The 22994-nt window shown below is 70.9% G+C and carries 24 protein-coding genes; 17 read left to right on the top strand and 7 right to left on the bottom strand.

Annotated elements, in window-relative coordinates; genetic code table 11:
* The first annotated feature begins 27 nt into the window (after nt 1–27).
* Together IE250_RS16130 and IE250_RS16125 are read left to right on the top strand one after the other, a co-directional pair.
* Nucleotides 28–1236, top strand: a complete 1209-nt coding sequence (locus tag IE250_RS16130) for a type III PLP-dependent enzyme domain-containing protein (RefSeq protein WP_189670264.1) — start codon at nt 28–30, stop codon at nt 1234–1236.
* A gap of 47 nt (nt 1237–1283) precedes the next feature.
* Entirely contained in the window at nt 1284–1688 is a 405-nt protein-coding gene (locus tag IE250_RS16125) for a RidA family protein (protein ID WP_189670263.1), read from the top strand.
* Between the two features lie 8 nt (nt 1689–1696).
* Here the strand turns inward: IE250_RS16125 and IE250_RS16120 are convergent, their stop codons facing one another.
* Nucleotides 1697–2683 (bottom strand): DUF4349 domain-containing protein, encoded by a 987-nt coding sequence (locus tag IE250_RS16120; protein WP_189670262.1) that lies wholly within the window; start codon nt 2681–2683, stop codon nt 1697–1699.
* A gap of 306 nt (nt 2684–2989) precedes the next feature.
* On the opposite strand from IE250_RS16120, the gene IE250_RS16115 reads away from it, so the two are divergent.
* The 6 genes from IE250_RS16115 to nagB all read left to right on the top strand — a co-directional run bounded on the left by IE250_RS16115 (nt 2990) and on the right by nagB (nt 9328).
* On the top strand, nt 2990–4144 hold the full coding sequence (locus IE250_RS16115; protein WP_189670261.1) for an ROK family transcriptional regulator: 1155 nt from the start codon (nt 2990–2992) through the stop codon (nt 4142–4144).
* A gap of 102 nt (nt 4145–4246) precedes the next feature.
* Entirely contained in the window at nt 4247–5539 is a 1293-nt protein-coding gene (locus IE250_RS16110; RefSeq protein WP_189670260.1) for an extracellular solute-binding protein, read from the top strand.
* Nucleotides 5540–5707: 168 nt separating this feature from the next.
* A complete protein-coding gene (locus IE250_RS16105; protein ID WP_229872505.1) occupies nt 5708–6655 on the top strand; it encodes a carbohydrate ABC transporter permease in 948 nt (315 codons plus the stop codon).
* Nucleotides 6652–7506, top strand: a complete 855-nt coding sequence (locus IE250_RS16100) for a carbohydrate ABC transporter permease (RefSeq protein WP_189670259.1) — start codon at nt 6652–6654, stop codon at nt 7504–7506. Before IE250_RS16105 ends, IE250_RS16100 begins: the two co-directional genes overlap by 4 nt.
* A gap of 53 nt (nt 7507–7559) precedes the next feature.
* Nucleotides 7560–8549, top strand: coding sequence for an ROK family protein (locus tag IE250_RS16095; protein WP_189670258.1), 990 nt, complete (start codon nt 7560–7562; stop codon nt 8547–8549).
* A complete protein-coding gene (nagB, locus tag IE250_RS16090) occupies nt 8549–9328 on the top strand; it encodes a glucosamine-6-phosphate deaminase (protein WP_189670257.1) in 780 nt (259 codons plus the stop codon). Before IE250_RS16095 ends, nagB begins: the two co-directional genes overlap by 1 nt.
* Nucleotides 9329–9332: 4 nt before the next feature.
* Here the strand turns inward: nagB and IE250_RS16085 are convergent, their stop codons facing one another.
* Entirely contained in the window at nt 9333–10775 is a 1443-nt protein-coding gene (locus IE250_RS16085; protein WP_189670256.1) for an AAA family ATPase, read from the bottom strand.
* Between the two features lie 137 nt (nt 10776–10912).
* Between IE250_RS16085 and IE250_RS16080 the strand changes: the two genes are divergently transcribed.
* From IE250_RS16080 to rdgB, 9 genes are all read left to right on the top strand, one after another.
* Nucleotides 10913–11215: a DUF3039 domain-containing protein gene (locus IE250_RS16080; protein ID WP_189670255.1), complete on the top strand. Its 303-nt coding sequence runs from the start codon at nt 10913–10915 to the stop codon at nt 11213–11215.
* On the top strand, nt 11212–13017 hold the full coding sequence (locus IE250_RS16075; protein WP_189670254.1) for a DEAD/DEAH box helicase: 1806 nt from the start codon (nt 11212–11214) through the stop codon (nt 13015–13017). Before IE250_RS16080 ends, IE250_RS16075 begins: the two co-directional genes overlap by 4 nt.
* A 109-nt stretch (nt 13018–13126) precedes the next feature.
* The gene (locus IE250_RS16070) at nt 13127–14575 is read left to right on the top strand and encodes a nicotinate phosphoribosyltransferase (RefSeq protein WP_189670253.1); all 1449 of its coding nucleotides are present in this window, start codon (nt 13127–13129) and stop codon (nt 14573–14575) included.
* A 137-nt stretch (nt 14576–14712) separates the two neighbouring features.
* Nucleotides 14713–15021 (top strand): ATP-dependent Clp protease adapter ClpS, encoded by a 309-nt coding sequence (gene clpS, locus IE250_RS16065; protein WP_189670342.1) that lies wholly within the window; start codon nt 14713–14715, stop codon nt 15019–15021.
* A complete protein-coding gene (locus IE250_RS16060; RefSeq protein ID WP_189670252.1) occupies nt 15018–15788 on the top strand; it encodes a DUF2017 family protein in 771 nt (256 codons plus the stop codon). Before clpS ends, IE250_RS16060 begins: the two co-directional genes overlap by 4 nt.
* Nucleotides 15789–15889: 101 nt before the next feature.
* Nucleotides 15890–16693, top strand: coding sequence for a glutamate racemase (gene murI, locus IE250_RS16055; protein ID WP_189670251.1), 804 nt, complete (start codon nt 15890–15892; stop codon nt 16691–16693).
* Entirely contained in the window at nt 16693–17520 is an 828-nt protein-coding gene (locus IE250_RS16050) for an MBL fold metallo-hydrolase (RefSeq protein WP_189670250.1), read from the top strand. Before murI ends, IE250_RS16050 begins: the two co-directional genes overlap by 1 nt.
* A 40-nt stretch (nt 17521–17560) precedes the next feature.
* On the top strand, nt 17561–18316 hold the full coding sequence (rph, locus tag IE250_RS16045) for a ribonuclease PH (protein ID WP_189670249.1): 756 nt from the start codon (nt 17561–17563) through the stop codon (nt 18314–18316).
* On the top strand, nt 18313–18948 hold the full coding sequence (gene rdgB, locus IE250_RS16040) for an RdgB/HAM1 family non-canonical purine NTP pyrophosphatase (RefSeq protein WP_189670248.1): 636 nt from the start codon (nt 18313–18315) through the stop codon (nt 18946–18948). The genes rph and rdgB overlap by 4 nt, the downstream gene beginning before the upstream one ends.
* On the opposite strand, the gene IE250_RS16035 is transcribed toward rdgB, so the two are convergent.
* From IE250_RS16035 to IE250_RS16015, 5 genes are all read right to left on the bottom strand, one after another.
* Nucleotides 18945–19679, bottom strand: a complete 735-nt coding sequence (locus tag IE250_RS16035) for an SDR family NAD(P)-dependent oxidoreductase (protein WP_189670247.1) — start codon at nt 19677–19679, stop codon at nt 18945–18947. The two genes, rdgB and IE250_RS16035, sit on opposite strands and share 4 nt — an antisense overlap.
* A 61-nt stretch (nt 19680–19740) precedes the next feature.
* Entirely contained in the window at nt 19741–20847 is a 1107-nt protein-coding gene (locus IE250_RS16030; protein ID WP_189670246.1) for an alanine racemase, read from the bottom strand.
* 44 nt (nt 20848–20891) lie between these two features.
* The gene (locus IE250_RS16025) at nt 20892–21368 is read right to left on the bottom strand and encodes a RidA family protein (protein ID WP_189670245.1); all 477 of its coding nucleotides are present in this window, start codon (nt 21366–21368) and stop codon (nt 20892–20894) included.
* Nucleotides 21369–21508: 140 nt separating this feature from the next.
* The gene (locus tag IE250_RS16020) at nt 21509–22189 is read right to left on the bottom strand and encodes a GntR family transcriptional regulator (protein WP_189670244.1); all 681 of its coding nucleotides are present in this window, start codon (nt 22187–22189) and stop codon (nt 21509–21511) included.
* Between the two features lie 105 nt (nt 22190–22294).
* Entirely contained in the window at nt 22295–22975 is a 681-nt protein-coding gene (locus IE250_RS16015; protein ID WP_189670243.1) for a haloacid dehalogenase type II, read from the bottom strand.
* Between the last annotated feature and the right edge of the window lie 19 nt (nt 22976–22994).

The following is a 22994-nucleotide window of genomic DNA, read 5'->3' as shown; positions in this document are numbered from 1 at the left end:
GAGATTGCGGCACGGCAGGATGGGGTTGTGCCGCGCATCGATGACCCCACGCTCTCCTGGCCCCTGCTGACGATCGACGAGGCGGCGCTGGACCACAACATCGCTACCGTGGCCGGTATCTTCGCCGCCGCAGGTGTGGAGCACGCGCCGCACGTGAAGACGCACATGTCCCGCGCGATCTGGGAGCGCCAGGTCGCCGCCGGGGCCTGGGGCGCCACCGTGGCGACGCCCGCACAGCTCCGGACGGCGCTCGGCTGGGGCCTCCCCGGCGCCGGGCGGCGCGCCTTCCTCGCGAACGAGCTCGTCGACCCCCGCGAGATCGCGTGGCTCCGCACCGCGCTCGCGGACGGCACAGCCGACGAGGTCTGGGTGTACGTGGACTCCGTACGGGGCGTCGACCTGCTCGCCGACGGGTTCGCCGGTGCTGCGCCGGAAGCCGCCGCGCGGCTGGGCGTGCTCGTGGAGCTCGGCCTCCCCGGCGGCCGCACGGGAGTGCGCACCGTGCCCGACGCCGTGGCGCTGGCCGGCCGGGTGCCCGACGCCGGGCTGCGGCTCATCGGCGTCGCCGGCTACGAGGGGCCGGTCGCGGGCGGCACCAGCGCGGAGGAGCTGGCCGCCGTCGGGCAATGGTGCGACGGGCTGCGGGAGACGGGCGCCGCGATCGCCGGCCTCGTCGACGGGCCCGTGGTGCTGAGCGCGGGCGGCAGCGCGTTCGCCGACGTCGTGACCGAGCACCTCAGCGCGCCCGTCCAGGACGCGGCGGGCAGCGACGTCCCGACCCGAGTCGTGCTGCGCTCCGGCGCGTACGTGACGCACGACCACGGCCACTACCTCCGCGCCGACCCCTGGACGCGCCTGGGCGCGGAGCCGCTGCGGCCCGCGATCACGGTCTGGGCCTCCGTGCTGTCCACGCCCGAGCCAGGGCTGGCCATCTGCGGCATGGGGCGCCGGGACGTGTCGTTCGACATCGACCTGCCGACGCCGCTCGTCGTGCGCACGGCCGACGCCGCAGGCCGGCTCGGCGCAGCCCGCGAGCTGACCGGGGCGCGCGTGACCGCGCTCAACGACCAGCACGCCTACCTGTCCCTCGACCCGGCCGACGGCGGCGGGTGGCTCGTACCCGGCGACGTGATCGGGTTCGGCATCTCCCACCCGTGCACCACGTTCGACAAGTACCGCACCGCCCTGTTGACCCGCGGCGACGAGGTCGCCGAGCAGGCCACGCTGAGCTTCTGACCGACCCGCTGCCGGACCCACTGATCCAACCCCGCAAGGAGAACCCGATGACCGCGAAGACCGCCATCTCCACCCCGGACGCGCCCGCGCCCGCGCACACCTTCCACCAGGGCGTGCGCAAGGGGCCGTTCCTCCAGGTCTCGGGGCAGGGCCCCATGGACCCGGCAACGGGGGAGTACGTGCACCCCGGCGACGTCGCCGGACAGACCACCCGCACGCTCGAGAACGTCCGCGCGATCGTCGAGGGCGGCGGCGCGACGTTCGACGATGTCGTGATGCTGCGGGTCTACCTCACCCAGCGCGAGGACTTCGCGGCCATGAACGAGGCCTACGGCGAGTTCGTGACCAAGTATTGCCCGAGTGGCGTGCTGCCGAGCCGGACCACTGTGTTCGTGGGCCTGCCGCACGAGCAGATGCTCGTGGAGATCGACGCGCTGGCGATCACCGACTGACCCTGGTTCTAGTCGGCGGGGGCCGGGTTTGGGCCGGCGGGGGGCGGCGTCGGCCCGGCGGGGTGGCTCTTGGCCAGCTGCTTGCGGACGCCGGCCACCACCAGCAGCACCAGGCCGCCCACCGCGAGCCACGGCAGCATCGCGCCAAGGACGAGGATGACCACGTTGAACGTGTTCACCAGGGAGTTCCAGCCAGCGGTCAGGCCGCCGACAAAACCGGCCGGCCGCGCCTCGGCCGCCGGGGTTCCCTCGGCGACGATCTCGACGCGCAGGGTGGACATCGCCACCTCGTCCGAGAGCCGGTTCCGCTCGGCGACCCGGGCGTCCAGCTCGGCCTGACGGGTCGAGAGCTCGGCCTCGATCTGGATGAGGTCGGCCGTGCGGTCGGCGTCGGCCATGAGCTCGCGCAGCCGGTCGGTCGAGGTGCGGAGCGCCGCGATCCGGGCGTCGAGGTCCTGCGCGGTGCCGGTGACGTCCACCGTCTCGACGTGCCGGTCGCGAACCTCGCCGAGCTCGTCGAGAGCGTCGAGCGTGGCGGAGACCCGGTCGGCGGGGATGCGGAGCGTCATCGACGCGCTGCCCGGCCCGTCGTCGGTCGCGGCTTGTTCGTCGCGCGCCTCGACGCGGCCGCCGGCCCCCTCCACGAGATCGGCGATCTGCTCGGCCGCCTCGAACGGGTCTTCCACGGCGAGAGTCGCGCTGCCGGTGGTGACCAGCTCGCGGTGGACCGCCTCCTCGGGGGCGTCGGCGAGGCCGACCGCGCCCGCGGCGTCGGCTGCCGAGTCGTCGGTCCTGGCTTCGGGCCCGACGCCCTCGCTGCTCCCGGCCCCGCCGTCGGTCGCCGCTTCCGGGCTGCCGGAATCCCCTTCGCCACCACCCGAGCAAGCCGCGAGGGTGACCACGAGCGTGCCTCCGACGACCGCTGCCAGGAGGGCTTGGACGAGTCGGCGCGCGGGCGAGCCCGCGTCCCCCCTGGCTGACCGGCTGCGCTTCATGGGATGAGCGTAGGAGCCCGGCGGGGCAGGATCGGGGCCCACCTGAGAACTGTGATCCCTTTGTGAACTTGCGGCCCCCGTGACCGGATTTTTCTACGCTTTTGCGCCCTTTCTGATCACGTTCCGGTCACGTCGTGCTCCCGCGGCCAAGGTGCGGCAGGCTCGGATTCGTCAGGCACGTGAAGTAATCCGAATCCGTCGAACAGAGTGCGTCCATGCCGAGGAGACGTGACCCAGGTAACAGTCTTGTTACGGGTCGATCCAGGCGATGGACACCGACTCTGTTAAGGAGGTCTACTAACAAACATGGCGACGCAGACAGAACGCAACGGCACCGGGCGAGGGCTCGGCGCACGGTTGCGGGCGACGTCCAAGGTGCTTCCTGAGCACGCCAGGGCCCACAACCGGTCCCTCGTGCTGCAGCACCTCTTCCACGAGGGGCCCACCTCCCGGGCCGACCTCGCGCGAGCCACCTCGCTGACCCGCGTCACGATCTCCGACCTGGTCTCGGTGCTCATCACCGAGGGTCTGGTGGAGGAGCTCGGCACGCGGCCCGGCCAGCGCGTCGGCAAGCCCGCGATCCTGGTCGGCCTGCGCACCGACGCCTATCAGATCGTGGCCGTCGACCTCACGGAGCACGGCCACATGCGTGGCGCCGTGCTCAGCCTCACCGGCGAGATGATGGTCCGCCGCCAGCTCGACATCGACGGACGCACGGGCGACGAGCTGGTCGACCTGCTCACCCGCTTCGTGCGCCGGCTCGTGGCGGCGGCGATCCACCCGGTGATCGGCGTCGGCGTCGGCTCGCCCGGCATCATCGACCTCGACGGGCGCGTCGTCGAGGCGCCCAACCGCGGGTGGTACGACGTACCGCTCGCCGCGATCCTGGGCGAGCGCCTGGGCCTGCCCGTGCACGTCGCGAACGACGCCAACACGGCGGCGCTCGGCGAGTTCACCTACGGCGGAGCGACCGGCAGCATGCTCGTGGTCACGGTCGGGGCGGGCGTTGGCGCCGGAGTGGTGGTCGACGGCGTGCGGGTGCACGGCCAGGGCGACGCCGCGGGCGAGATCGGCCACGTCACCGTCGTGGACGACGGCGACCAGTGTGCCTGCGGCCGTGTGGGCTGCCTCGAGACCGTCCTGTCCGTGCCGGCGCTGCGACGCGCGGTGGCGGACAAGAGCACGGAAGACTCCGACGCCGCTCTGGCGTCGGCCGGCCGGGTGCTGGGCGTGACCCTCGCCCCGGTCGTCAGTGCGCTCAACCTCACTGAGGTGCTGCTGAGCGGTCCGCGCGACCTGCTCGACGGCCCTCTGCGTGAGGCAGCGCTGGACACCATCCGTCAGCGAACCATGCCGGCCATCAACTCCGGCCTGCAGCTGCGGATGGCAGCACTCGACGAGGACGTGGTGCTGGCGGGTGCCGCCGTCCTCGTGCTTTCCGCCCAGCTGGGGGTCTCGTGAGCATCAGTGCGCACGTGTCGGCGGCAGGCGTCTCATCGAGCTCTCGCTCGAGCTTTCACCATGCACCGCGACGCACAGTCGTCTCCCGGGAGGAACCCAACCGTGAACAAGAACCGTCTCGTCGGCGCTGCTGCGTCGGCGATCACCCTGACCCTCGCGCTCAGCGCGTGCGGTAACGCAGGCGGCAGTCCTGCCGCCGAGCCGACCGGCCCCGGCGAGGTCCGGGTCTGGCTCGTGGGCTCCGACACGCCCCCGGAAGCCCGCGACTACCTGAAGAAGACCTTCGAGGAGCAGAACGAGGGCAGCACCCTCGTCATCGAGGAGCAGGCCTGGGAGGGCCTCGTCGACAAGTACACGACGGCGCTGTCCGGCTCGGACGCCCCCGACGTGGTCGAGATCGGCAACACCCAGGCCGCCGCGTTCACCTCCGCAGGCTACTTCCGCGAGATCACCGCGGACGAGTTCGAGACCCTGGGCGGCGACGACCTGATCCCGGGCTTCGTCGAGGCCGGTGACTGGGAGGACAAGCACTACGCCCTGCCGTACTACTCGGGCTCGCGCGTCGTCTTCTACTCCAAGCAGGTCCTGGGTGACACCCCGGTGCCGACCACGCTCGACGAGTACGTCGAGACCGCCGTCGACATGACGACCGACGACCTGTCCGGCGTCTACTGGCCCGGCCAGGACTGGTACAACGCCCTGCCCTTCATCTGGGAGAACGGCGGCTTCGTCGCCGAGCAGGCCGAGGACGGCACCTGGGAGGCCGGCTTCTCCTCCGAGGGCGGCCTCGCGGGCCTGGAGCAGATCCAGACCATCATGACCGAGGGCAACAACGCCCCGGCCGACGCCAACGAGACGGACCTCCAGGTTCCGTTCTGCGAGGGCAAGGTCGGCTTCCTCTCCGCCCCGAGCTGGATCCAGTGGTCCATCAAGGCGCCGGAGAAGCCCGAGGACCCCGAGGGCGTGCCGGGTTGCGAGTCCACCTACGGCTCCGACCTCGAGGGCATGGCCCTGCCGGGCAAGGACGGCGGCGCCGCGCAGGTGTTCGCCGGCGGCTCGAACATCGCCATCGCACAGAAGTCGGCGCGTCCGGACCTCGCGATGAGCGCCTACGAGATCATCCTCAGCGACGAGTACCAGTCGATCCTCGCCGGCATGGGTCTGTTCCCGGCCAAGACCTCGCTCTTCGAGAAGGTCGACCAGTCCACCTCGATCGGCAAGGCCGCTGCTGAGGCCGCCGCCAACGCGAAGCTCACCCCGGCCTCGCCGAAGTGGGCCGACGTCGAGTCGAAGATGCTGCTGCAGAACGCCTTCTCGAAGATCGCCTCCGGCGAGGACGTGCAGACCGTCGCCGAGCAGCTCGACGCGGACATCGAGGAGATCCTCAACAGCTGACCCGTCAGCGCAAGCCCTCCCGTCCCGCCCGGTGCCTTACCCCAGAATCCCCGGGCGGGGCGGGACACCACTGCCCACCTGATGCCCGCCGTCGGCGCGCGCCCGGGCCTGTCGAGCCAGGTCTCGAAAGGCTCGACGAGCGAGGGCCGCCTCTCCGGAAGACAGGACATGAGCTCCGTACTTCAGAAACCCCCGGCGCCGACGCGCCAGCTGATCCGGCAGAAGCGCCGGCCGTCCTACCTGCCGTGGCTCCTGCTCTCGGCGTCGATGATCCTCGTCGGCGTGATGACGGGATATCCCGTCGTCCGCCTGCTCGTGATGTCCTTCCAGGAGTACGAGCGCGCCCAGCTCATGGGCCAGCCCGCCGAATGGGTCGGCCTCGACAACTACGCGACCGTCCTGACCGACGTCGAGGGGTTCTGGACCGTGCTGGCGCGCAGCTTCGCGCTCATGGTCGTCCTCGTGGTCACCACGCTGGTGCTCGGCATGCTCGTGGCGCTGCTCATGATCCGCATCGGCAAGGGCATGCGGCTGCTGGTCTCCGTGGGCCTCCTGCTGGCGTGGGCCATGCCGTCGCTGGCCGCGACCACGGTGTGGGGCTGGGTCTTCGACACCCAGTACGGCGTGGTGAACAACCTGCTCACCGCGATCACCGGCGACAGGTGGTTCGGGCACTCCTGGCTGCTCAACCCGTGGTCGTTCTTCCTGATCCTGACCTGCATCGTCGTGTGGGGCGCCGTGCCGTTCGTCGCCTTCACGCTGTACGCGGGCCTCACGCAGATCCCCGAGGAGGTGATGGAGGCCGCGCAGCTCGACGGCGCGAGCGCGTTCCAGCGCTTCCGGCTCATCCAGGTGCCCTACGTGCGCAGCATCATCACGGTGCTCGTGATCCTGTCGATGATCTGGGACCTGAAGCTCTTCACGCAGGTGTTCGTGCTGCAGGACATCGGCGGCGACCGGGAGCTGACCAACACCATCGGCGTCTACGTCTACCAGATGGGCATGGCCCAGGGTCACTACGGCCTGGCGAGCGCCATCGGCGTCATCTTCGTGATCGTCATGCTGGCCATCTCGTACCCCTATGTGCGGCGCACGCTGCGGGAGGAGGAGCTGTGATCAAGATCCGCAAGCGCGCCGCCGACGCCTGGTTCGGCGTCCTGGCCCTGATCGTCTTCGTGTTCTCGGTGTTCCCGGTGTACTGGATGCTCAACACGTCGTTCCTGCCGAACAACCGGATCCGAGGCGAGAACCTCGCGTTCTTCCCGACGCCGGACGTGTTTACGCTGAACAACTACCGCGCCGCGATGTTCGGTGAGGCGCGGGCGCCGTTCCCGCCCGCCGTCCTGAACTCGATAGGGGTCACGTTCCTGACCCTCGTCATCGCCCTGGTCGTGGGCTTCCTCGCGGCGCTCGCCCTCACCCGGTTCTCCTTCAAGGGCCGCCGGACTTTCATCGTATTGATCCTGGTTGTCCAGATGATCCCAGGAGAGGCGATGATCATCTCGCTGTTCCGGATCATCGACGGCTGGCAGCTGCTCAACACGATCATCGGCCTGACGCTCGTGTACTCGGCCGGTGTGCTGCCGTTCACCATCTGGACGCTGCGCGGATTCGTCAACGGTGTACCCAAGGAGCTGGAGGAGGCGGCGATGATCGACGGGTGCTCCCCGGCCGGCGCGTTCTGGCGGGTCACGTTCCCGTTGCTCGCGCCGGGCCTGGTGGCCACCGGTGTGTTCGCCTTCATCCAGGCGTGGAACGAGTTCGTCATGGCGCTGGTGGTCATGCAGCGGCCCGAGGCGATGACCCTGCCGCTCTGGCTGCGCACGTTCGTGCAGGCGACGCAGGCCACCAACTGGGGTGCGGTCATGGCTGCGGCGGTGCTCATCGCGATCCCCGTGGTGGTCTTCTTCCTGATCGTCCAGGGCCGGATGACCGGTGGTCTGGTGTCCGGCGCGGTGAAGGGCTGATGGGCGTCAGCAGTGGCAGGTCCAGCGATGAGTCCAGCAAGCGAAAGGTTGGGATGGGAACGGTCGGCAAGCGCAGGGGGAGTGCCGGGTCCGGGAACGGGCCGGCGCCCCGATACACGGTCGGCCTCGACATCGGCGGCACCAAGATCCTCGGCGCGCTCCTGGACCCGGCGGGCGACGTCGTCTCCACGGTGCGCCGGTCCACCGTGCACGGTGCGGACGGCCTGATAGCCGGTGCGGCGCGGGCGGTGCGCGACGTCGTAGCGTCCGGCGGGGTGGAGCTCTCGGACCTGGCCGGCGTCGGGCTGGGCATCCCCGGCATCGTCGACCACCGCTCCGGCACCGTAAAGCACGCGGTCAACCTCGGGGTGAACGACGACGAGCTCCCGCTCGCCGGCCTCCTCTCCGACGAGCTGGGCGGCGTGCCCGTGGTGGTCGAGAACGACCTCAACGTCGCCGCCGTCGGCGCGGCGCACGTGCTGGAGCGGTCGGGCGCCGACGGTGACCACGAGGACCTCGCGTTCCTCGCGCTCGGCACGGGCCTCGCGTCCGGGCTGGTGCTCGACGGGCGGCTGCGGCGCGGGGCGAGCGGCGCGGCGGGGGAGATCGGGCACGTCCCCGTGGACCCGCTCGGACCGGACTGCTCGTGCGGTCAGCGCGGCTGCCTGGAGCGGTTCGCCTCCGGCAAGGCGCTGGAGGCGGCGTGGCCGTCCCGGCACGGCAAGCCCTCCCCGGTCGAGCTGTTCGAGGCGGCCCGCGCCGGGGACGAGGAGGCGATAGTGGTCAAGGACAGGTTCGCCTCGGCGACGGCCGCGGCCGTGCGGCTGCTGGTGCTGACCACCGACGTGCGCCACGTGGTGCTCGGCGGCGGCGTCGCGCAGCTCGGCACCGAGCTCCTGGACGCGGTGCAGGACGCGCTGCGCGAGCAGGCCAAGGTGTCGCCGTTCCTCGGTTCGCTCAAGCTGGCGGAGCGGGTCCGGCTCGCTCCCACACACGTCCCGGTCGCGGCGGTCGGCGCCGCGGTCCTCGGAAGGAGAAGCTGATGGAGGTTGTGATCGCGCCGGCGGGCGAGCTCGCCCGGCTTGCGGCGGACGCCGTCGAGGGGTTGCTGCGGGCCGAACCGGAGGCGGTGCTGGGGCTGGCCACGGGGTCGTCGCCGCTCGCGGTGTACGACGAGCTGGTCGCCCGGCACAAGGAGGGGCTCTCGTTCGCGCGGGCCAAGGCCTTCATGCTCGACGAGTACGTGGGCCTGCCCGCGGACCACCCCGAGCGGTACCGCAACGTCATCGAGAAGGAGTTCGCCTCCCGTGTCGACTTCTCGCCCGGCGCGGTGCAGGGTCCGGACGGCCTCGCCGAGGACCTCCCCGCGGCCTGCGCCGCGTACGAGAAGAGCATCGCGGACGCCGGCGGCGTAGACCTGCAGCTCCTGGGCATCGGCACCGACGGGCACATCGCGTTCAACGAGCCCGGCTCGTCGCTCGCGTCGCGCACGCGGATCAAGACCCTGACGAAGCAGACCCGCGAGGACAACGCGCGGTTCTTCGGCGGGTCCGTCGACGACGTGCCCCGGCACTGCCTCACCCAGGGCCTCGCGACCATCATGTCGGCGGGGCACCTCGTGCTCCTGGCCTCCGGGCGCGCCAAGGCGGAGGCGGTGCACCAGCTGGTGGAGGGCCCGATCTCGGCGATGTGGCCCGCCACCATCATGCAGCTGCACCCCCACGCCACGGTGCTCGTCGACGACGCCGCGGCGTCGCGCCTGCAGCTCGCCGACTACTACCGGCAGACGTACGCCGGCAAGCCCGGCTGGCAGGGCCTCTGACCGGTCAGAGGTAGTTCCCCGCCACCGGCGCGGGCTTCCACCGGCCCGACGTCGCCACGTCGGCGACCCGGCTCGTCGTCAGACCGTCGGGGCCGTGCTCCAGGATGGAGCGGCGGGCGACCTCGCGCAGGTCCGCACCAGTGGCGCCGTCCAGGTAGGAGGCGACGAGGTCCACGTCGACCGGGGCGTCCGGCGGCAGGAAGAGGCGCAGGATCTCCATGCGACCCGCCTGGTCCGGCGGCGGCACCTCGATGATGGTGTCGAAACGCCCGGGGCGCTTCACCGCCGGGTCCAGGGCGTCGGGGTCGTTCGTGGTGGCGACGGTGAGCACGTCGTCCGAGCTGCGGGTGCCGTCCAGCGCGTCGAGGAACTCGGCGAACGACGTGTCCCCGCGCGAGCCCTTGGACGCCACGGAGTCGATCTCCTCCAGCACCACGAGGCACGGGCCGAGCCCGCGGATCTCCTCGTAGAGCTCGGTCATCCAGGTGCGCAGCACCTCGGCGGTGACGAGCACCACCGTGAGCGGCCCAGCGAGCTCCGTGGCGATCACCCGCGTGAGCTTCGTCTTGCCGACGCCCGGCTTGCCGGCCAGCAGCAGGCCGCGCGACGTCGTGTGGCCAAGGGCGCGCAGGGCGTCGCGGCGCGTGGTGACGCTGGAGCAGAACAGGTCCACCTCGCGCCACAGGTCGGCGGGCAGCACGACGTCGCCGCGTACCTGCACGGTGTGCTTGACCGGCGTCAGCTCTACGGTGCCGTTGCCCGGCCGCGCCGACAGGACGCCGCCGCGGTACGGGTGGTCCGCCTCGAGCGTGCGGGTCAGGTCCTCGAGGACCTGCTCGGCGAGCGCCAGCCCGCCCGGCGGGGCGAAGGCGGTGATGGTGGGCGTCCCGTACCGGTAGGCCACCTCGACGGCCACGGGCGTGTCGTAGGCCGACCCGGCCGGGAAGAGACATGCTGCGACGCTCGGCACGCTCACCGAGGTGCCGTTGCCAAGGGCGAGCGCGGCGCGCTGCGGGGCTCCGCCCGGGCCGAACACCGAGACGTCGTCCGCGTGCCGGTCCACCCAGAGCTGCAGCGCGTAGGCGTGCAGCCGCTGCAGGGTGCGCGACATGTCGCGCGAGACGTTGACCAGCGCGCTCTCGTCGACGCCCCACTTGCGGCTGAGCCACTCGGCCGAGGAGCGGGGATCCTTGGGGCGCTCCGGGATGGGGCGGCCGAGCATGGCCGCGACCGCGGCCACGGCACGGCGGGCGGCCTCGTCGTTGTCGCCGAAGTCCGGCCAGACGGGTTCGGGCAGGCCGCGGGGGAGTGCGCCGGCCAGGTCGTCCGGCAGCGGACCGGTCAAGTTGTCGGACAGCGCGTCGGACAGGGTTTCCGCGAGGTCGGCCGCAGACGCGGCGCCGTCGTCGGGCAGGATGAGGCTCCTCTCGGGGCGGGGGTGTGACATGCACACAGTTATATCCGTGGTCACCGACACCACCGCAAGGTATTCCGCGACTGAACTTGTCCCGACGATGCCCCGGACCTGCTCGGGAGCGCGCGCCGCTGGAGAGGGTGTCGGTGGTCCCGCGTAGACTTCTCGGCATGACCGAACCACTCTCCAACCCGCAGGACGAGCCCAGTACGCAGGGCGGTACGAGCGTCCTCGAGCGCGAGGAGACCCGGGAGGAGACGCAGCCCGGGGACCACGAACGCTTTGCGCACTATGTGCGCAAGGAGAAGATCATGGAGTCCGCCATGAGCGGCAAGCCCGTGATCGCGCTCTGCGGCAAGGTCTGGGTGCCGGGCCGCGATCCGGGCAAGTTCCCGGTGTGTCCGCGGTGCAAGGAGATCTACGACGGTCTCCGGGAACCGCAGGACGGCGGCAAGGGCGACTCTTCGAAGTGACGAGCCAGCCGCAGCAGCTGCCCCACACACCGTCGTCTGCGGCCGCTTCGTCGCTCAGCCCTGCCTTTCCACGCCGTGCCCCCTGGGGTACGGCGTCGAGCCTGCGCGCCTGGCAGGCGGAGGCCCTGGAGCAGTACCGCGAGCAGAACCCGCGGGACTTCCTGGCCGTCGCCACCCCGGGCGCGGGCAAGACGACGTTCGCGCTCCGCATCGCCACCGAGCTCCTGGAGCAGGGCGTGGTCCGGCGCGTCACGGTCGTGGCGCCCACCGAGCACCTGAAGACCCAGTGGGCCGACGCCGCCGCACGCGTCGGTATCCGCATCGACCCGCAGTTCAAGAACTCGCAGGGCAGGCACGGCACGCACTACGACGGTGTCGCGCTCACCTATGCGCAGGTGGCGGCCAAGCCGGCGCTGCACCGCGCTCGCACGGAGGCGGCGCGCACCCTCGTGATCCTCGACGAGGTGCACCACGGGGGCGACGCCCTGAGCTGGGGCGACGCCGTCCGTGAGGCTTTCGAGGTGGCCGAGCGCCGCCTGGCGCTCACCGGCACGCCGTTCCGCAGCGACACCTCGGCCATCCCGTTCGTCGAGTACGAGGCCGACGCCGAGGGCATCCGCCGGTCGAAGGCCGACTACACGTACGGCTATGGCGAGGCCCTGCGCGACCACGTGGTCCGCCCGGTCCTGTTCATGTCGTACGCGGGCGACATGCGCTGGCGCACCAAGATGGGCGACGAGGTCAGCGCCCGTCTCGGCGAGGCCATGACCAAGGACATGACGGGGCAGGCGTGGCGCACCGCCCTGGACCCCGAGGGGCAGTGGATCCCGTCGGTGCTCTCGGCGGCGGACAAGCGCCTCACCGAGGTGCGCCGTACGGTGCCCGACGCCGGCGGCCTGGTCATCGCGACGGACCAGGACAACGCCCGTGCCTACGCCAAGCACCTGCACGAGATCACGGGCAGGCGACCCACTGTCGTCCTGTCCGACGACGAGGGCGCGTCCGGGCGCATCGAGGAGTTCGCGCAGAGCGAGGACCGCTGGATGGTGGCCGTACGCATGGTGTCGGAGGGCGTGGACGTGCCACGCCTCGCCGTCGGCGTGTACGCCACGAGCGCCTCGACGCCCCTGTACTTCGCGCAGGCGATCGGCCGGTTCGTGCGTGCGCGCAGGCGCGGAGAGACTGCGTCGATCTTCCTGCCGAGCGTCGCGCCGCTGCTGAACCTGGCGGGCTCCATGGAGCAGGAGCGTGACCACGCGCTCGACCGGCCGCGCACGGCCGAGGAGCAGGGCATCGAGTACGACCCGGAGGCAGCGCTGATCGCGGAGGCCAACCGGGAGGAGAAGGCGTCGAGCGAGCTGCAGGGCTCGTTCCAGGCGCTGGAGGCCCAGGCCTCGTTCGACCGCGTCCTGTTCGACGGCGGCGAGTTCGGCACGAGCGCGGACGTCGGCTCGGCGGAGGAGCTCGACTTCCTCGGCCTGCCCGGCCTGCTGGAGCCGGACCAGGTGGCGACGCTGCTCCGGCAGCGTCAGGCGGACCACCTCAAGGCGCGCGGCGGGGCGCCGACCTCCCGCGAGGTGGAGAACGAGCGGTCGGAGCAGGAGCACCGTCGCGCGGCGGAGCTGCGCAAGGAGCTGGCCAAGCTCGTGTCGGCGTGGGCCAAGCGCAGCGGGCAGCCGCACGGCATGATCCACACCGAGCTGCGCCGCAAGTGCGGCGGGCCCGAGGTGCCCCTCGCGACGGCCGATCAGCTGACCGCGCGTGTGGCCCAGGTCCGGCGCTGGTTCGTCGGGCAGAAGTAGCACGGGAGCAGGACGATCCGCATGGCGAGACGATCCGCATGGTGAGACGGGGGGCCGTCGCGGCCGCATTAGTTCGGTCCAGGCCAGTTCTCTGGCCTACCGTGAGTGCATGACCGACGAGCTTCGGGGCATAGGCGCCCCGCTCACTGACTCGTGGCCTGCCTTTGACAACGGTGTCGAAGAGCCGCGGCCGCTTCCCGCAGCACCTCTGCCGGCGGTGCGCCCGTCGGTCGCGCTCCTGACCGACCGGTACGAGCTGACCATGCTCCAGGCGGCTCTCGCGGACGGGACCGCCCACCGGCACTGCGTGTTCGAGGTGTTCACGCGCCGCCTGCCGGCGGGCCGCCGCTACGGCGTCCTGGCGGGGACCGGCCGCATCCTGGAAGCGTTGCCACACTTCGTGTTCGAGGACGCCGAGCTGGCGTTCCTCGAGGACAACGGCGTGGTGGACCGCAGGACGCTCGACTACCTCGCGAGCTACCGGTTCACCGGCACCATCCAGGGATACGTCGAGGGCGAGGTGTTCTTCCCCGGTTCGCCGGTGCTGCAGGTCGAGGGCACCTTCGCGGAGGCCGTGCTGCTGGAGACCCTGATCCTGTCGATCCTGAACTACGACTCCGCGGTGGCGTCGGCGGCGTCGCGCATGACGAGCGCGGCCGGGGGGCGCCCCGTGCTGGAGATGGGCTCGCGCCGGGCGAGCGAGCAGGCCGCCGTGGCGGCGGCCCGGGCCGCCGTGATCGGTGGCTTCGCCGGCACGTCCAACCTCGAGGCCGGCATGCGGTACGGGCTGGACACCATCGGCACCGCGGCGCACGCCTTCACGCTGCTGCACGACACGGAGCGGGAGGCGTTCGCCTCACAGGTCGCCGCGCTGGGGCCCGGCACCACCCTGCTGGTCGACACGTACGACGTGAAGCAGGGCGTGGCGACCGCCATCGAGGTGGCGGGGACCGGGCTCGGCGCCGTGCGCCTCGACTCGGGCGACCTCGGTGTCCTGGCGCAGGAGGTGCGTCGGCAGCTCGACCAGCTCGGCGCCCTGGACACGAAGATCGTTGTCACCTCCGACCTCGACGAGTACGCGATAGCCGCCCTGGCCGCAGCGCCGGTGGACATGTACGGCGTCGGGACGTCGCTCGTGACCGGATCGGGCGCGCCCACCTGCGGCATGGTCTACAAGCTCGTGGCGCGCGCCGACGCGTCGGGCGTGCTGCAGCCGGTGGCGAAGGCGTCGGCCAACAAGGCTTCGGTGGGCGGGCGCAAGGCCGCCGCACGGCGTTACGGCCGCGACGGGTACGCCGTCGAGGAGATCATGGTGACCGGCCCGGACGCCGCGGTGTCGGAATGGGCGCCCCAGAGCGACGACCTGCGGCCGCTGCTCGCACCGCTGGTCGTCGACGGCGCGGTCGACTCGCGCTGGGTGGGCCCCTACGGGGTGGCGAACGCGGCGATCAACCACGGCATGGTGCGCGCCGAGCTGCCCCGCGGCGCGCGTCGCCTGTCCGCCGGGGACCCGGCGATCCCGACGGTGGACCTCCGGCTGGACAGCCTCCTCTACTGACCTTCGACCACCCCCATGACGACAGGTCACGGCCAAGCGACAACTTCGCGAAAATCTTGGACAGGGGTGTCCAGCGACGGGACGAAACCGCCTAGAGTGAGACTGTGACTTCTTCCCCACCGCCGCTGCTCATACCCATGGGGTCAGCCGGGACGGCCGTCGAGGAGGACACCGAGGCGGTAGCCGCCTCGGGGGTCGCCGACCCGTGGGTGACGATCGTCTGGAACGATCCGGTGAACCTCATGTCGTACGTGACATACGTATTCGAGAGCTACTTCGGGTACCCACGCGTGAAGGCAGAACGGCTCATGACTCAGGTGCACGAGGACGGTCGCGCAGTAGTGTCCAGCGGCGGACGCGAGCGCATGGAGGTGGACGTGCAGGCGATGCACGGGTTCGGGCTGTGGGCCACGCTGCAGGAGTCCGGCGCGCGGGGAGCCGCATGACGCCGTTCCGCGCCATGCGGCGGGGTTACGAGGCCAGGTTCGAACCCGTGGAGCGGGTTGTCCTGGCCAGGGTGGCGCGCGACGTCTCGGACATGCTCCGGGAGGAGGCCGGCCTGGACCTGTTCCCCGACGGCGACGAGCCGGGTTTCTCGACGCACCCCGGCCCGGGCAAGGGCCAGGCGTGGGCCAACGGCCTGCTCGCCCCCGATGAGCTGACCGACGCCGACCTGGCGCGGCTGACCGGCGTGACCGGCGTCGGGCGCATCCCGACGGACCCCGCGGCGCAGCGGCTCCTGCCGGACGCGAGCAAGGACGACACCGACATCGCCGCCGAGTTCCGGCGGCTCACGCAGAACGACGTCGCGCTGGCGAAGGTGGAGCGGCTCGAGGCGTTCGCCGCGCTCCTCGACCTGCCCACGGGCGAGGACGCCCCCTCGCCGCTGGGCCGGCACGGGGCTCCGCCGCCGGTGCGGGTGCCGCGCGAGGAGGCGGAGCAGTTCGCCGGGGCGCTCACCGACGTGCGGCTGGTGATCGCCGAACGGCTCGGCCTGAAGACGGACGACCAGGTCATGCAGCTCACCGACGAGATCATGTGGGACCGGCAGGCCGGCCGCGAGATCCCCGTGGCGACCGACGGCCGTGCGGCAAGGCGCTTCTGGTCCGGTGTGTTCGTCGCCGCGGGCTACGCCCAGGAGACCCTGATGGACGTGATGCTCGCTGAGCTGCGAGGGCGGCGTCCGCCGGGCTCGGCGACGGCATCCGAGTGAGCAAGTGTGGCGCGCTGACCTGCCGCAACGTGTCATGCGTCACGCGTGGCGCGGCTCACGGGTAACGGTTATGGCGGGTTGTCATCGCTAGGCTTCACCCCGTGAACGACGCGCCCATCGGGATCTTCGACTCCGGCCTCGGCGGCCTCACGGTCGCGCGCGCCATCCTGGACCAGCTGCCCAACGAGCAGGTCCGGTACCTCGGCGACACCGCGAACAGCCCCTACGGCCCCAAGCCGATCGCCGCCGTGCGCGCCATGGCGCTGGACGCCATGGACCGGCTCGTGTCGGACGGCGTGAAGATGCTGGTCATCGCGTGCAACACGGCATCGTCGGCCATGATGCGGGACGCGCGCGAGCGGTACACGCAGCGCCACGGCATCCCCGTGGTCGAGGTCATCCTGCCCGCGGCCAGGGCCGCGGTGACCGCTACCCGGTCGGGCCGGATCGGCGTCATCGGCACGCGCACGACCGTGCAGTCGCGTGCGTACGACGACGCCTTCCACGTCACGCCCGGCCTGACGATCACGAGCCAGGCCTGCCCGGAGTTCGTGCGCTTCGTCGAGGAGGGCAGGACCTCGGGCCCGGAGGTGCAGAAGGTAGCGCACGAGTACCTCGACCCGGTCAGGGCGGCCGGCGTCGACACGCTGGTGCTGGGCTGCACGCACTACCCGCTGCTCGCGGGCGCCATCTCCTACGTCATGGGCGAGGAGGTCACGCTGGTCTCCAGCGCCGACGAGACCGCCAAGGACGTGTACCGCACCCTCGTGGCGCACGACCTGGAGCGCGCGTCCGACGCCGGCGCCCCCGACCACCGTTTCCTGACCACCGGTGACCCGGCGCCCTTCGGGCAGCTGGCCGGCCGGTTCCTCGGCCCCGAGGTCTCCCTCGTGGAGGCCGTCTGATGCGCCTGGTCCCGCTCGGGGTCTCCGGCTCGTTCCCGGGCCCCGCGACGCCCGCGTCGTCGTACCTGGTGCAGGTTCCGGCCGCGGAGGCGGCCGCCGCCGGCTACGAGGCGCGCGACTGGAACGTCCTGCTCGACCTCGGCAACGGTGCGTTCGGCGCGCTGCAGCGGTACATGGACCCCATGGCGCTCGACGCCGTGTCGATCTCGCACCTGCACCCCGACCACTGCGCTGATCTCTCGGGCCTGTACGTGTACCTGCGCTATCACCCCGAGCGCGGGTCGCTCCGCAACGGCCGCCGGGACAAGCCACTGCCCGTCTACGGGCCGTCGACCGCCGAGCGGCACGTCGCGCTGTCCTACGGGCTGAGCGAGGGGGAGTCGATGGAGAACGACTTCGACTTCCGTTCCTGGGCGGAGCACAAGCTGGTCGAGATCGGTCCGCTGACCATCGAGCCGCAACGGGTGTTCCACCCGGTCGAGACGTACGGGGTCCGGGTGACCGGCCCGTCGTCGTCGGGCGGCACGACGACGCTGGCGTACACGGGGGACACCGACGCGTGCGAGTCCGTCGTCGAGCTGGCGCGCGACGTCGACCTGCTGCTCAGCGAGGCCGCGTTCCTCGAGGGGCGCGACGACGCGGTCGAGCCCGGCATCCACCTCACCGGCCGCCGCGCTGGCCAGGTCGCGACCGACGCCGGTGCCCGCCGTCTGCTGCTCACGCACCTGCCGGTGTGGAACGACCCCGCGGACACCCTGACCGAGGCACGCGGCACGTACGCGGGCCCGGTCGACGTCGCGGAACCGGGGACGGTCTACGAGCTCTGAGCTGTCAGACGTACGGGGGCCGGGTCGTTAGGGTGGTCGCATGACCTCCAGCACCAACACGACCGTCCGCGCCGACGGGCGCGCCACCGACCAGCTCCGCCCCGTGAAGATCACCCGGGGATGGCTCGACGAGGCCGAGGGATCGGTGCTCGTGGAGTTCGGGCGTACACGCGTGCTGTGCGTGGCGTCGTTCACCGAGGGCGTGCCGCGCTGGCGCAAGGGCTCGGGCGAGGGCTGGGTCACCGCCGAGTACGCGATGCTGCCGCGCGCCACCAACGAGCGCAGCCCGCGCGAGTCCGTGAAGGGCAAGATCGGCGGCCGCACCCACGAGATCTCGCGCCTGATCGGCCGGTCGCTGCGCGCCGTCGTCGACATGAGCGCGCTCGGCGAGAACTCGATAGTCCTGGACTGCGACGTGCTCCAGGCCGACGGCGGGACCCGCACCGCCGCGATCACCGGCGCCTACGTGGCTCTCGTCGACGCGATCGCGTGGGGCCGCCGGCACGGGCACATCAAGGGTGGCAAGCAGGTGCTCGCCGACTCCGTCTCCGCCGTCTCCGTCGGCATCATCGACGGCATCCCGATGCTCGACCTGCCCTACGTGGAGGACGTGCGTGCCGAGACGGACATGAACGTGGTGGTCACGGGCGCGGGCAAGTTCATCGAGGTGCAGGGCACCGCCGAGCACGCGCCGTTCGACCGCGCCGAGCTCGACGTGCTGCTCGACCTCGCGGTGGGCGGCACGGCCGAGCTCGCCAAGATCCAGCAGGACGCCCTCGCGCAGGAGCGCGCGTGACGGCGCGGATCGTCCTCGCGACCCACAACACCAAGAAGGTGGGCGAGCTGCGGGCCATCCTCGCCGCGGCCGGTCTGGTGCTGCCCGACGGTGGCCTTGTCACCTCGGGCGAGGTCGGCGCGCCCGAGCCCGTCGAGGACGGCGTGACGTTCGCCGAGAACGCGCTGATCAAGGCGCGGGCCGTGTGCGCAGCGACCGGGCTGCCCGCCGTCGCCGACGACTCCGGACTGGCCGTGGACGTGTTGGGCGGCGCTCCGGGGATCTTCTCCGCCCGCTGGGCCGGCAAGCACGGGGACGACCTCGCGAACCTCGAGCTGCTGCTCGGCCAGCTCGGCGACGTGCGCCCCGAGCACCGCCAGGCCGGGTTCGTCTGCGCCGCCGCGCTGGTCACGCCCGACGGGCGCGAGGAGGTGCGCACGGGCGAGATGCGGGGTGTGCTGGAGACCGCGCCCCGGGGCACCAACGGATTCGGCTACGACCCGATCCTGGCGCCCGACGAGGCTGCGCCGGGAGCGGGCGGGCGCCTTCGGACCGCCGCGGAGCTGGACCCGGAGGAGAAGAACGCCATCTCGCACCGGGGCAAGGCGTTCCGCGCGCTGGCGCCGGTGATCCTCGAGGTGCTGAGAGGCTAGAAAGCGGTGTAACCGCCGTCGACGGGGAGCACCGCTCCGGTGATGTACGACGACTCCGACGACGCGAGGAAGAGGACGGCGTCGGCCACTTCCTCGGGTGAGGCGAGGCGCCGGAGCGGGATCTGGGACTCGCGCTCGCGTCGGTACGCCTCGGGGTCGGCCCTGCGCTGGAAGGATGATTCGATGATCGGGGTGGCGGTCAGTCCGGGAGCGACGACGTTGACCCGGATGTTGCGCGGTGCCCACTCGATCGCCGCGCCCTTGGCGAGCATGATCAGCCCGCCCTTGGCCGCGGAGTAGAGCACCTCCCCAGGCATGCCGACCATGCCGAGCCGTGAGCCGACGCAGACGAACGATCCCCCTGCGGGGGGCATCAGCGGGGCGAAGTGCTTCATCACCAGGAACGCACTGAGCAGGTTGCTGCGGAGCACGTTCTCGGCGTCCTGGTAGTCCATCTCCATGAGCGGGCTGCTCACCTGCAGACCGTGGTTGAGGACGACCACGTCGACGGTCCCGTAGGTCGCGGCGGCCTGCGCGGCGAGACTGCGCACGAACGCCTCGTCGTTGAGGTCCCCGGCGACGTACAGGTCGTCCGGCTCCGCGGTGTCGAGTCGGTCCCTGCGGCCGGTGAGGAGCAGGCGTGCGCCCTCGCGGCGGAAGCTGGAGGTCACCGCCTGTCCGATCCCGCTGTTGGCGCCGGTCACAAGTGCTGTGACCTTCTCGAGTCTCATCTCAGCTTCTCCTGGTGGGTTGGGAATGGGTTGGGAGTGGGTTCAGGGGTGTTGCGGACAGTCAGCTGAGGAGTCCACGGGCGGCGACCGGCCACCGCTCCAGCATCGTGCCTTCGGTGTCGGTCACGAGCAGCTCGTCGAAGCTGTTCACGACTGGGCAGACGTGGTTGGGCACCACCGGTATCAGCGAGCCGACGCTCGGACGCGGTTGGCCGCCGGGTACCGCAGCAAACCCGTGGTACTCGTTGAGCTTCGCGAGGACCGCCTTCTTCCCGGCGATGCCGCCGTACCCTCGTTCGGGGTTGCCCTCGCCGCCCAGGGCCTTGGTGCCGACGTCGAGGATCACCTGGTCGGGGACCCAGTCGCTGACCACGGTGGCAGCGACGAACAGTGCGATCTGGTCGTCGTCGCACGTGCCGAGCCGGGTGTTGTTCAGGTCGTAGAAGACGTACTCGCCGGGACGGATCTCGGTGATCACGCTGCTGGTCGAGAACGCGGCCGTGGGCGTCGAGCCGGCGCTGACCACCTCCGCGGTGATGCCGACGTCGCCGAAGCTGCGCACCGCGGCGGTCAGCGCGGCTTCCTGGTCGTGCGCCGCCGGCTCACGGGAACCCGGACCAGAGCTGCCATGCCCCGGATAGGTGTAGACCCCGACCGGCACCAGCCCACGCTTGCGGGCCGCACGTGCGAGGTCGCCCGCGGCCGCGGGCGGGGCTCCGGACCGGCGGGCGCCACAGTCGATCTCCACCACCACCTCGAGCCGGTCCGGCTCCCCTCTCATCGCATCGGCGAGGGCCTCGACCGCGGCAAGGTTGTCCACCCCCACGCGCATCCGTGTGGTCTGCGCCAGACGGCGGATCCGGTCGCCCTTGGTGCCCGACGGCCAGACCGGGTAGGCGATGAAGATGTCCTCGAACCCGGCCTGGGCGAAGACCTCCGCCTCGCCGACGTTGCCTGCGCTGATCCCGACCGCCCCCGCCTCGACCTGGCGTCGACCGACCTCGACGCACTTGTGCGTCTTGACGTGAGGCCGCAGGTCCAGATCGTGCTCGACGGCGAAGCCTTGCATGCCGTCGATGTTTCGCTGCATGACGTCGGCCAGCACGATCGGCATGGGGGTGTCCACCCGGTCGACCAGGCGGTTGAGTACTCGTTGTAGCCGGTGCATGCTGCACTCCTCGAACTGGGAAGCGGGAGGTTGAACGGCGCGTCCTAGACCGCTGTGCAGACCATCTGGATCTCGACCGGGCTGTTCAGCGGCAAGCTGGCGACACCGATGGCAGTGCGAGCGTGCCGCCCGTTCTCGCCGAGCACGTCGACGAGCAGCTCACTGGCCGCGTCGGCGACTTTCGACTGGTGACCGAACTCGGCCGTGCTCGCCACGAAGACCAGCATCTGCACGATCCGGACCCGATCCAGGCCGCCAACGGCTTCCGCGGCAACAGCGAGCGCGTTGAGCGCGGCGTGACGTGCCAGCCCGCGGCCGGTCTCGAGGTCGACGTCCCGGCCCAGGACGCCCTGGCCCAGGAGCTTGCCGTTCTTGTAGGGCAGCTGACCCGCCACGTACACGCTGGAGTCAACCGTCCGGTGGTTCACATAGGTCGAGCTCTTCCCGACGGCGGGAAGGTCCAGACCGAGAGCCTCGAGCCGCTCCACACTCGAACCGCACGTGGCCTGAATGGTGGTCATCTGACTCAGGTCTCCTTCGTGGACTCGCACTGATGCCGGGAGTCTTCAACGATCGCTGTCGATTGTCGACCATACACCAGGATCGTCGATTGTCAACAATCTTAGATGAACGCTCGCCCCTCACCCAAGGCGTCCTGCGCTCAAGCGTGCTCGGCGGGTGCCTTCCCCGGGTCCTCGGTACCGGCTCGCAGCGCTGACTGGAAATGCTGTGCCAGCTCGCGCCGGAACATCTCCGTGTCGCCCTCCAGGGCGACCGCGGCCAGTTTCTCGTGCTCGACCGCGATGTCGTGCAGGTCACCGTAGGAGCGATGGTCGACTGTGAGGTACAGGCGCAGCTTGGACTCCCAACCGTTCCAGAGGCTGCGCAGAACGCTGTGCCCCGACAGGTCGTAGAAGAGCCTATGGAACTGGAGGTGCGCATCGATGCTGCCCGGGATGTCGTTCTCCGCGGTCGCCCGATGAAGGTCCTCGATCGTCCGAGTCAGCCTGGACCGCTCGGGACCGCGCAGCGCTTCGAGAGCCAGTTCCCCGGCGTACGGCTCGACAAGCAACCGGATCGAGGCGATCTCGGCGACTTCCTGGGCGCTCACCTCCACGACAAACGCCCCGCGGAAGGGGATCTTCACGATCAGCCCCTCCTCCTCGAGCCTGGTCAGTGCCTCGCGGAGGGGCGACCGACTGATCCCGAGGTCCTCGGCGATGTCCCTCTCGCGCAGCTGTCCACCGGGCGGGACTGTCCCGTCGAGGATGGCTGCACGCAGCACGCGGTACACACTCTCCGGGGTCGTCGTCCGCTGTAGCCCTCCGAGCTTGAGGTCCATCCCCGCCGCCTCTCCTGGTCGTTTGTCGACAATACCGGATGGCCGAACTGCATCGGCTCAAACCCAGGACCATCGGCCGAAAGCGCAGGCGGGCAGGGTGGCTGGTCAAGGACGCGGCAGGCCCAGGAGGACGGGCAGGTCTGCGATGTCGGTGATCCGCTCGTAGCCGAGCCACGACTCGTCGTGCTCGAAGCCCCGGTCCACGTACACCTTGTGCTCGATACCCATGGCCGCCGCAGGGCGGAGGTCGTACATCGGACTCGCGGAGACGTGCACGATCTCGTCGGGTGCCGCTCCGAGCTTGTCCAGCATGTACTCGAACGCACGGAGCCGGGGCTTGTAGACACCCATCTGCTCGGCAGTGATCACCACATCGAACGGGGCCTGGAGATTTCCCACCAAGCGCGACGCGTGCGCGTCGTCGCTGTTCGTCACTATCACCAGCGGGTACGCCTCTGCCAGGCGCCTCAGTGCCTCGGTGACACCGGGGTACGGGCCCCAGGTGGGGACGTGGTCGTAGACCGCCCGCGCGTCGCCCTCGCAGTACTCCAGGCCGAACCTGCGCATGGCGCGCTCCATGGAGCGACCGGCGATCTGCTCGAACGACTTCCACTCGCCCATGCACTCGTCGATCCGGTACTCCTTGCACGCCTGCAGGAAGCCGGGGGCGATCTCCGCCGGCAGCCGGTCGCCCAATACCTGACGGATCGCGTCGTTGATACGGAACTGGATCAGCGTTCCGTTCATGTCGAACGTCACGAACTTCGGCTTGATATCGAATCCCACGAGTCCTCCTGGTGCTCAG

The organism is Promicromonospora soli (assembly GCF_014653785.1).
GTDB classification, from domain to species: Bacteria; Actinomycetota; Actinomycetes; order Actinomycetales; family Cellulomonadaceae; genus Promicromonospora; species Promicromonospora soli.
Note: the sequence above shows the minus strand (reverse complement) of the source record. Positions and strands in the feature narration are given on the sequence as shown.

Coding starts and splice junctions, on each gene's coding strand:
- IE250_RS16125 (WP_189670263.1), top strand. CDS start 1,284: ATGACCGCGAAGACCGCCATCTCCACCCCGGACGCGCCCGCGCCCGCG.
- IE250_RS16120 (WP_189670262.1), bottom strand. CDS start 2,683: ATGAAGCGCAGCCGGTCAGCCAGGGGGGACGCGGGCTCGCCCGCGCGC.
- IE250_RS16115 (WP_189670261.1), top strand. CDS start 2,990: ATGGCGACGCAGACAGAACGCAACGGCACCGGGCGAGGGCTCGGCGCA.
- IE250_RS16105 (WP_229872505.1), top strand. CDS start 5,708: ATGAGCTCCGTACTTCAGAAACCCCCGGCGCCGACGCGCCAGCTGATC.
- IE250_RS16095 (WP_189670258.1), top strand. CDS start 7,560: ATGGGAACGGTCGGCAAGCGCAGGGGGAGTGCCGGGTCCGGGAACGGG.
- nagB (WP_189670257.1), top strand. CDS start 8,549: ATGGAGGTTGTGATCGCGCCGGCGGGCGAGCTCGCCCGGCTTGCGGCG.
- IE250_RS16085 (WP_189670256.1), bottom strand. CDS start 10,775: ATGTCACACCCCCGCCCCGAGAGGAGCCTCATCCTGCCCGACGACGGC.
- IE250_RS16080 (WP_189670255.1), top strand. CDS start 10,913: ATGACCGAACCACTCTCCAACCCGCAGGACGAGCCCAGTACGCAGGGC.
- IE250_RS16070 (WP_189670253.1), top strand. CDS start 13,127: ATGACCGACGAGCTTCGGGGCATAGGCGCCCCGCTCACTGACTCGTGG.
- clpS (WP_189670342.1), top strand. CDS start 14,713: ATGGGGTCAGCCGGGACGGCCGTCGAGGAGGACACCGAGGCGGTAGCC.
- IE250_RS16060 (WP_189670252.1), top strand. CDS start 15,018: ATGACGCCGTTCCGCGCCATGCGGCGGGGTTACGAGGCCAGGTTCGAA.
- IE250_RS16050 (WP_189670250.1), top strand. CDS start 16,693: ATGCGCCTGGTCCCGCTCGGGGTCTCCGGCTCGTTCCCGGGCCCCGCG.
- rph (WP_189670249.1), top strand. CDS start 17,561: ATGACCTCCAGCACCAACACGACCGTCCGCGCCGACGGGCGCGCCACC.
- IE250_RS16035 (WP_189670247.1), bottom strand. CDS start 19,679: ATGAGACTCGAGAAGGTCACAGCACTTGTGACCGGCGCCAACAGCGGG.
- IE250_RS16030 (WP_189670246.1), bottom strand. CDS start 20,847: ATGCACCGGCTACAACGAGTACTCAACCGCCTGGTCGACCGGGTGGAC.
- IE250_RS16025 (WP_189670245.1), bottom strand. CDS start 21,368: ATGACCACCATTCAGGCCACGTGCGGTTCGAGTGTGGAGCGGCTCGAG.
- IE250_RS16020 (WP_189670244.1), bottom strand. CDS start 22,189: ATGGACCTCAAGCTCGGAGGGCTACAGCGGACGACGACCCCGGAGAGT.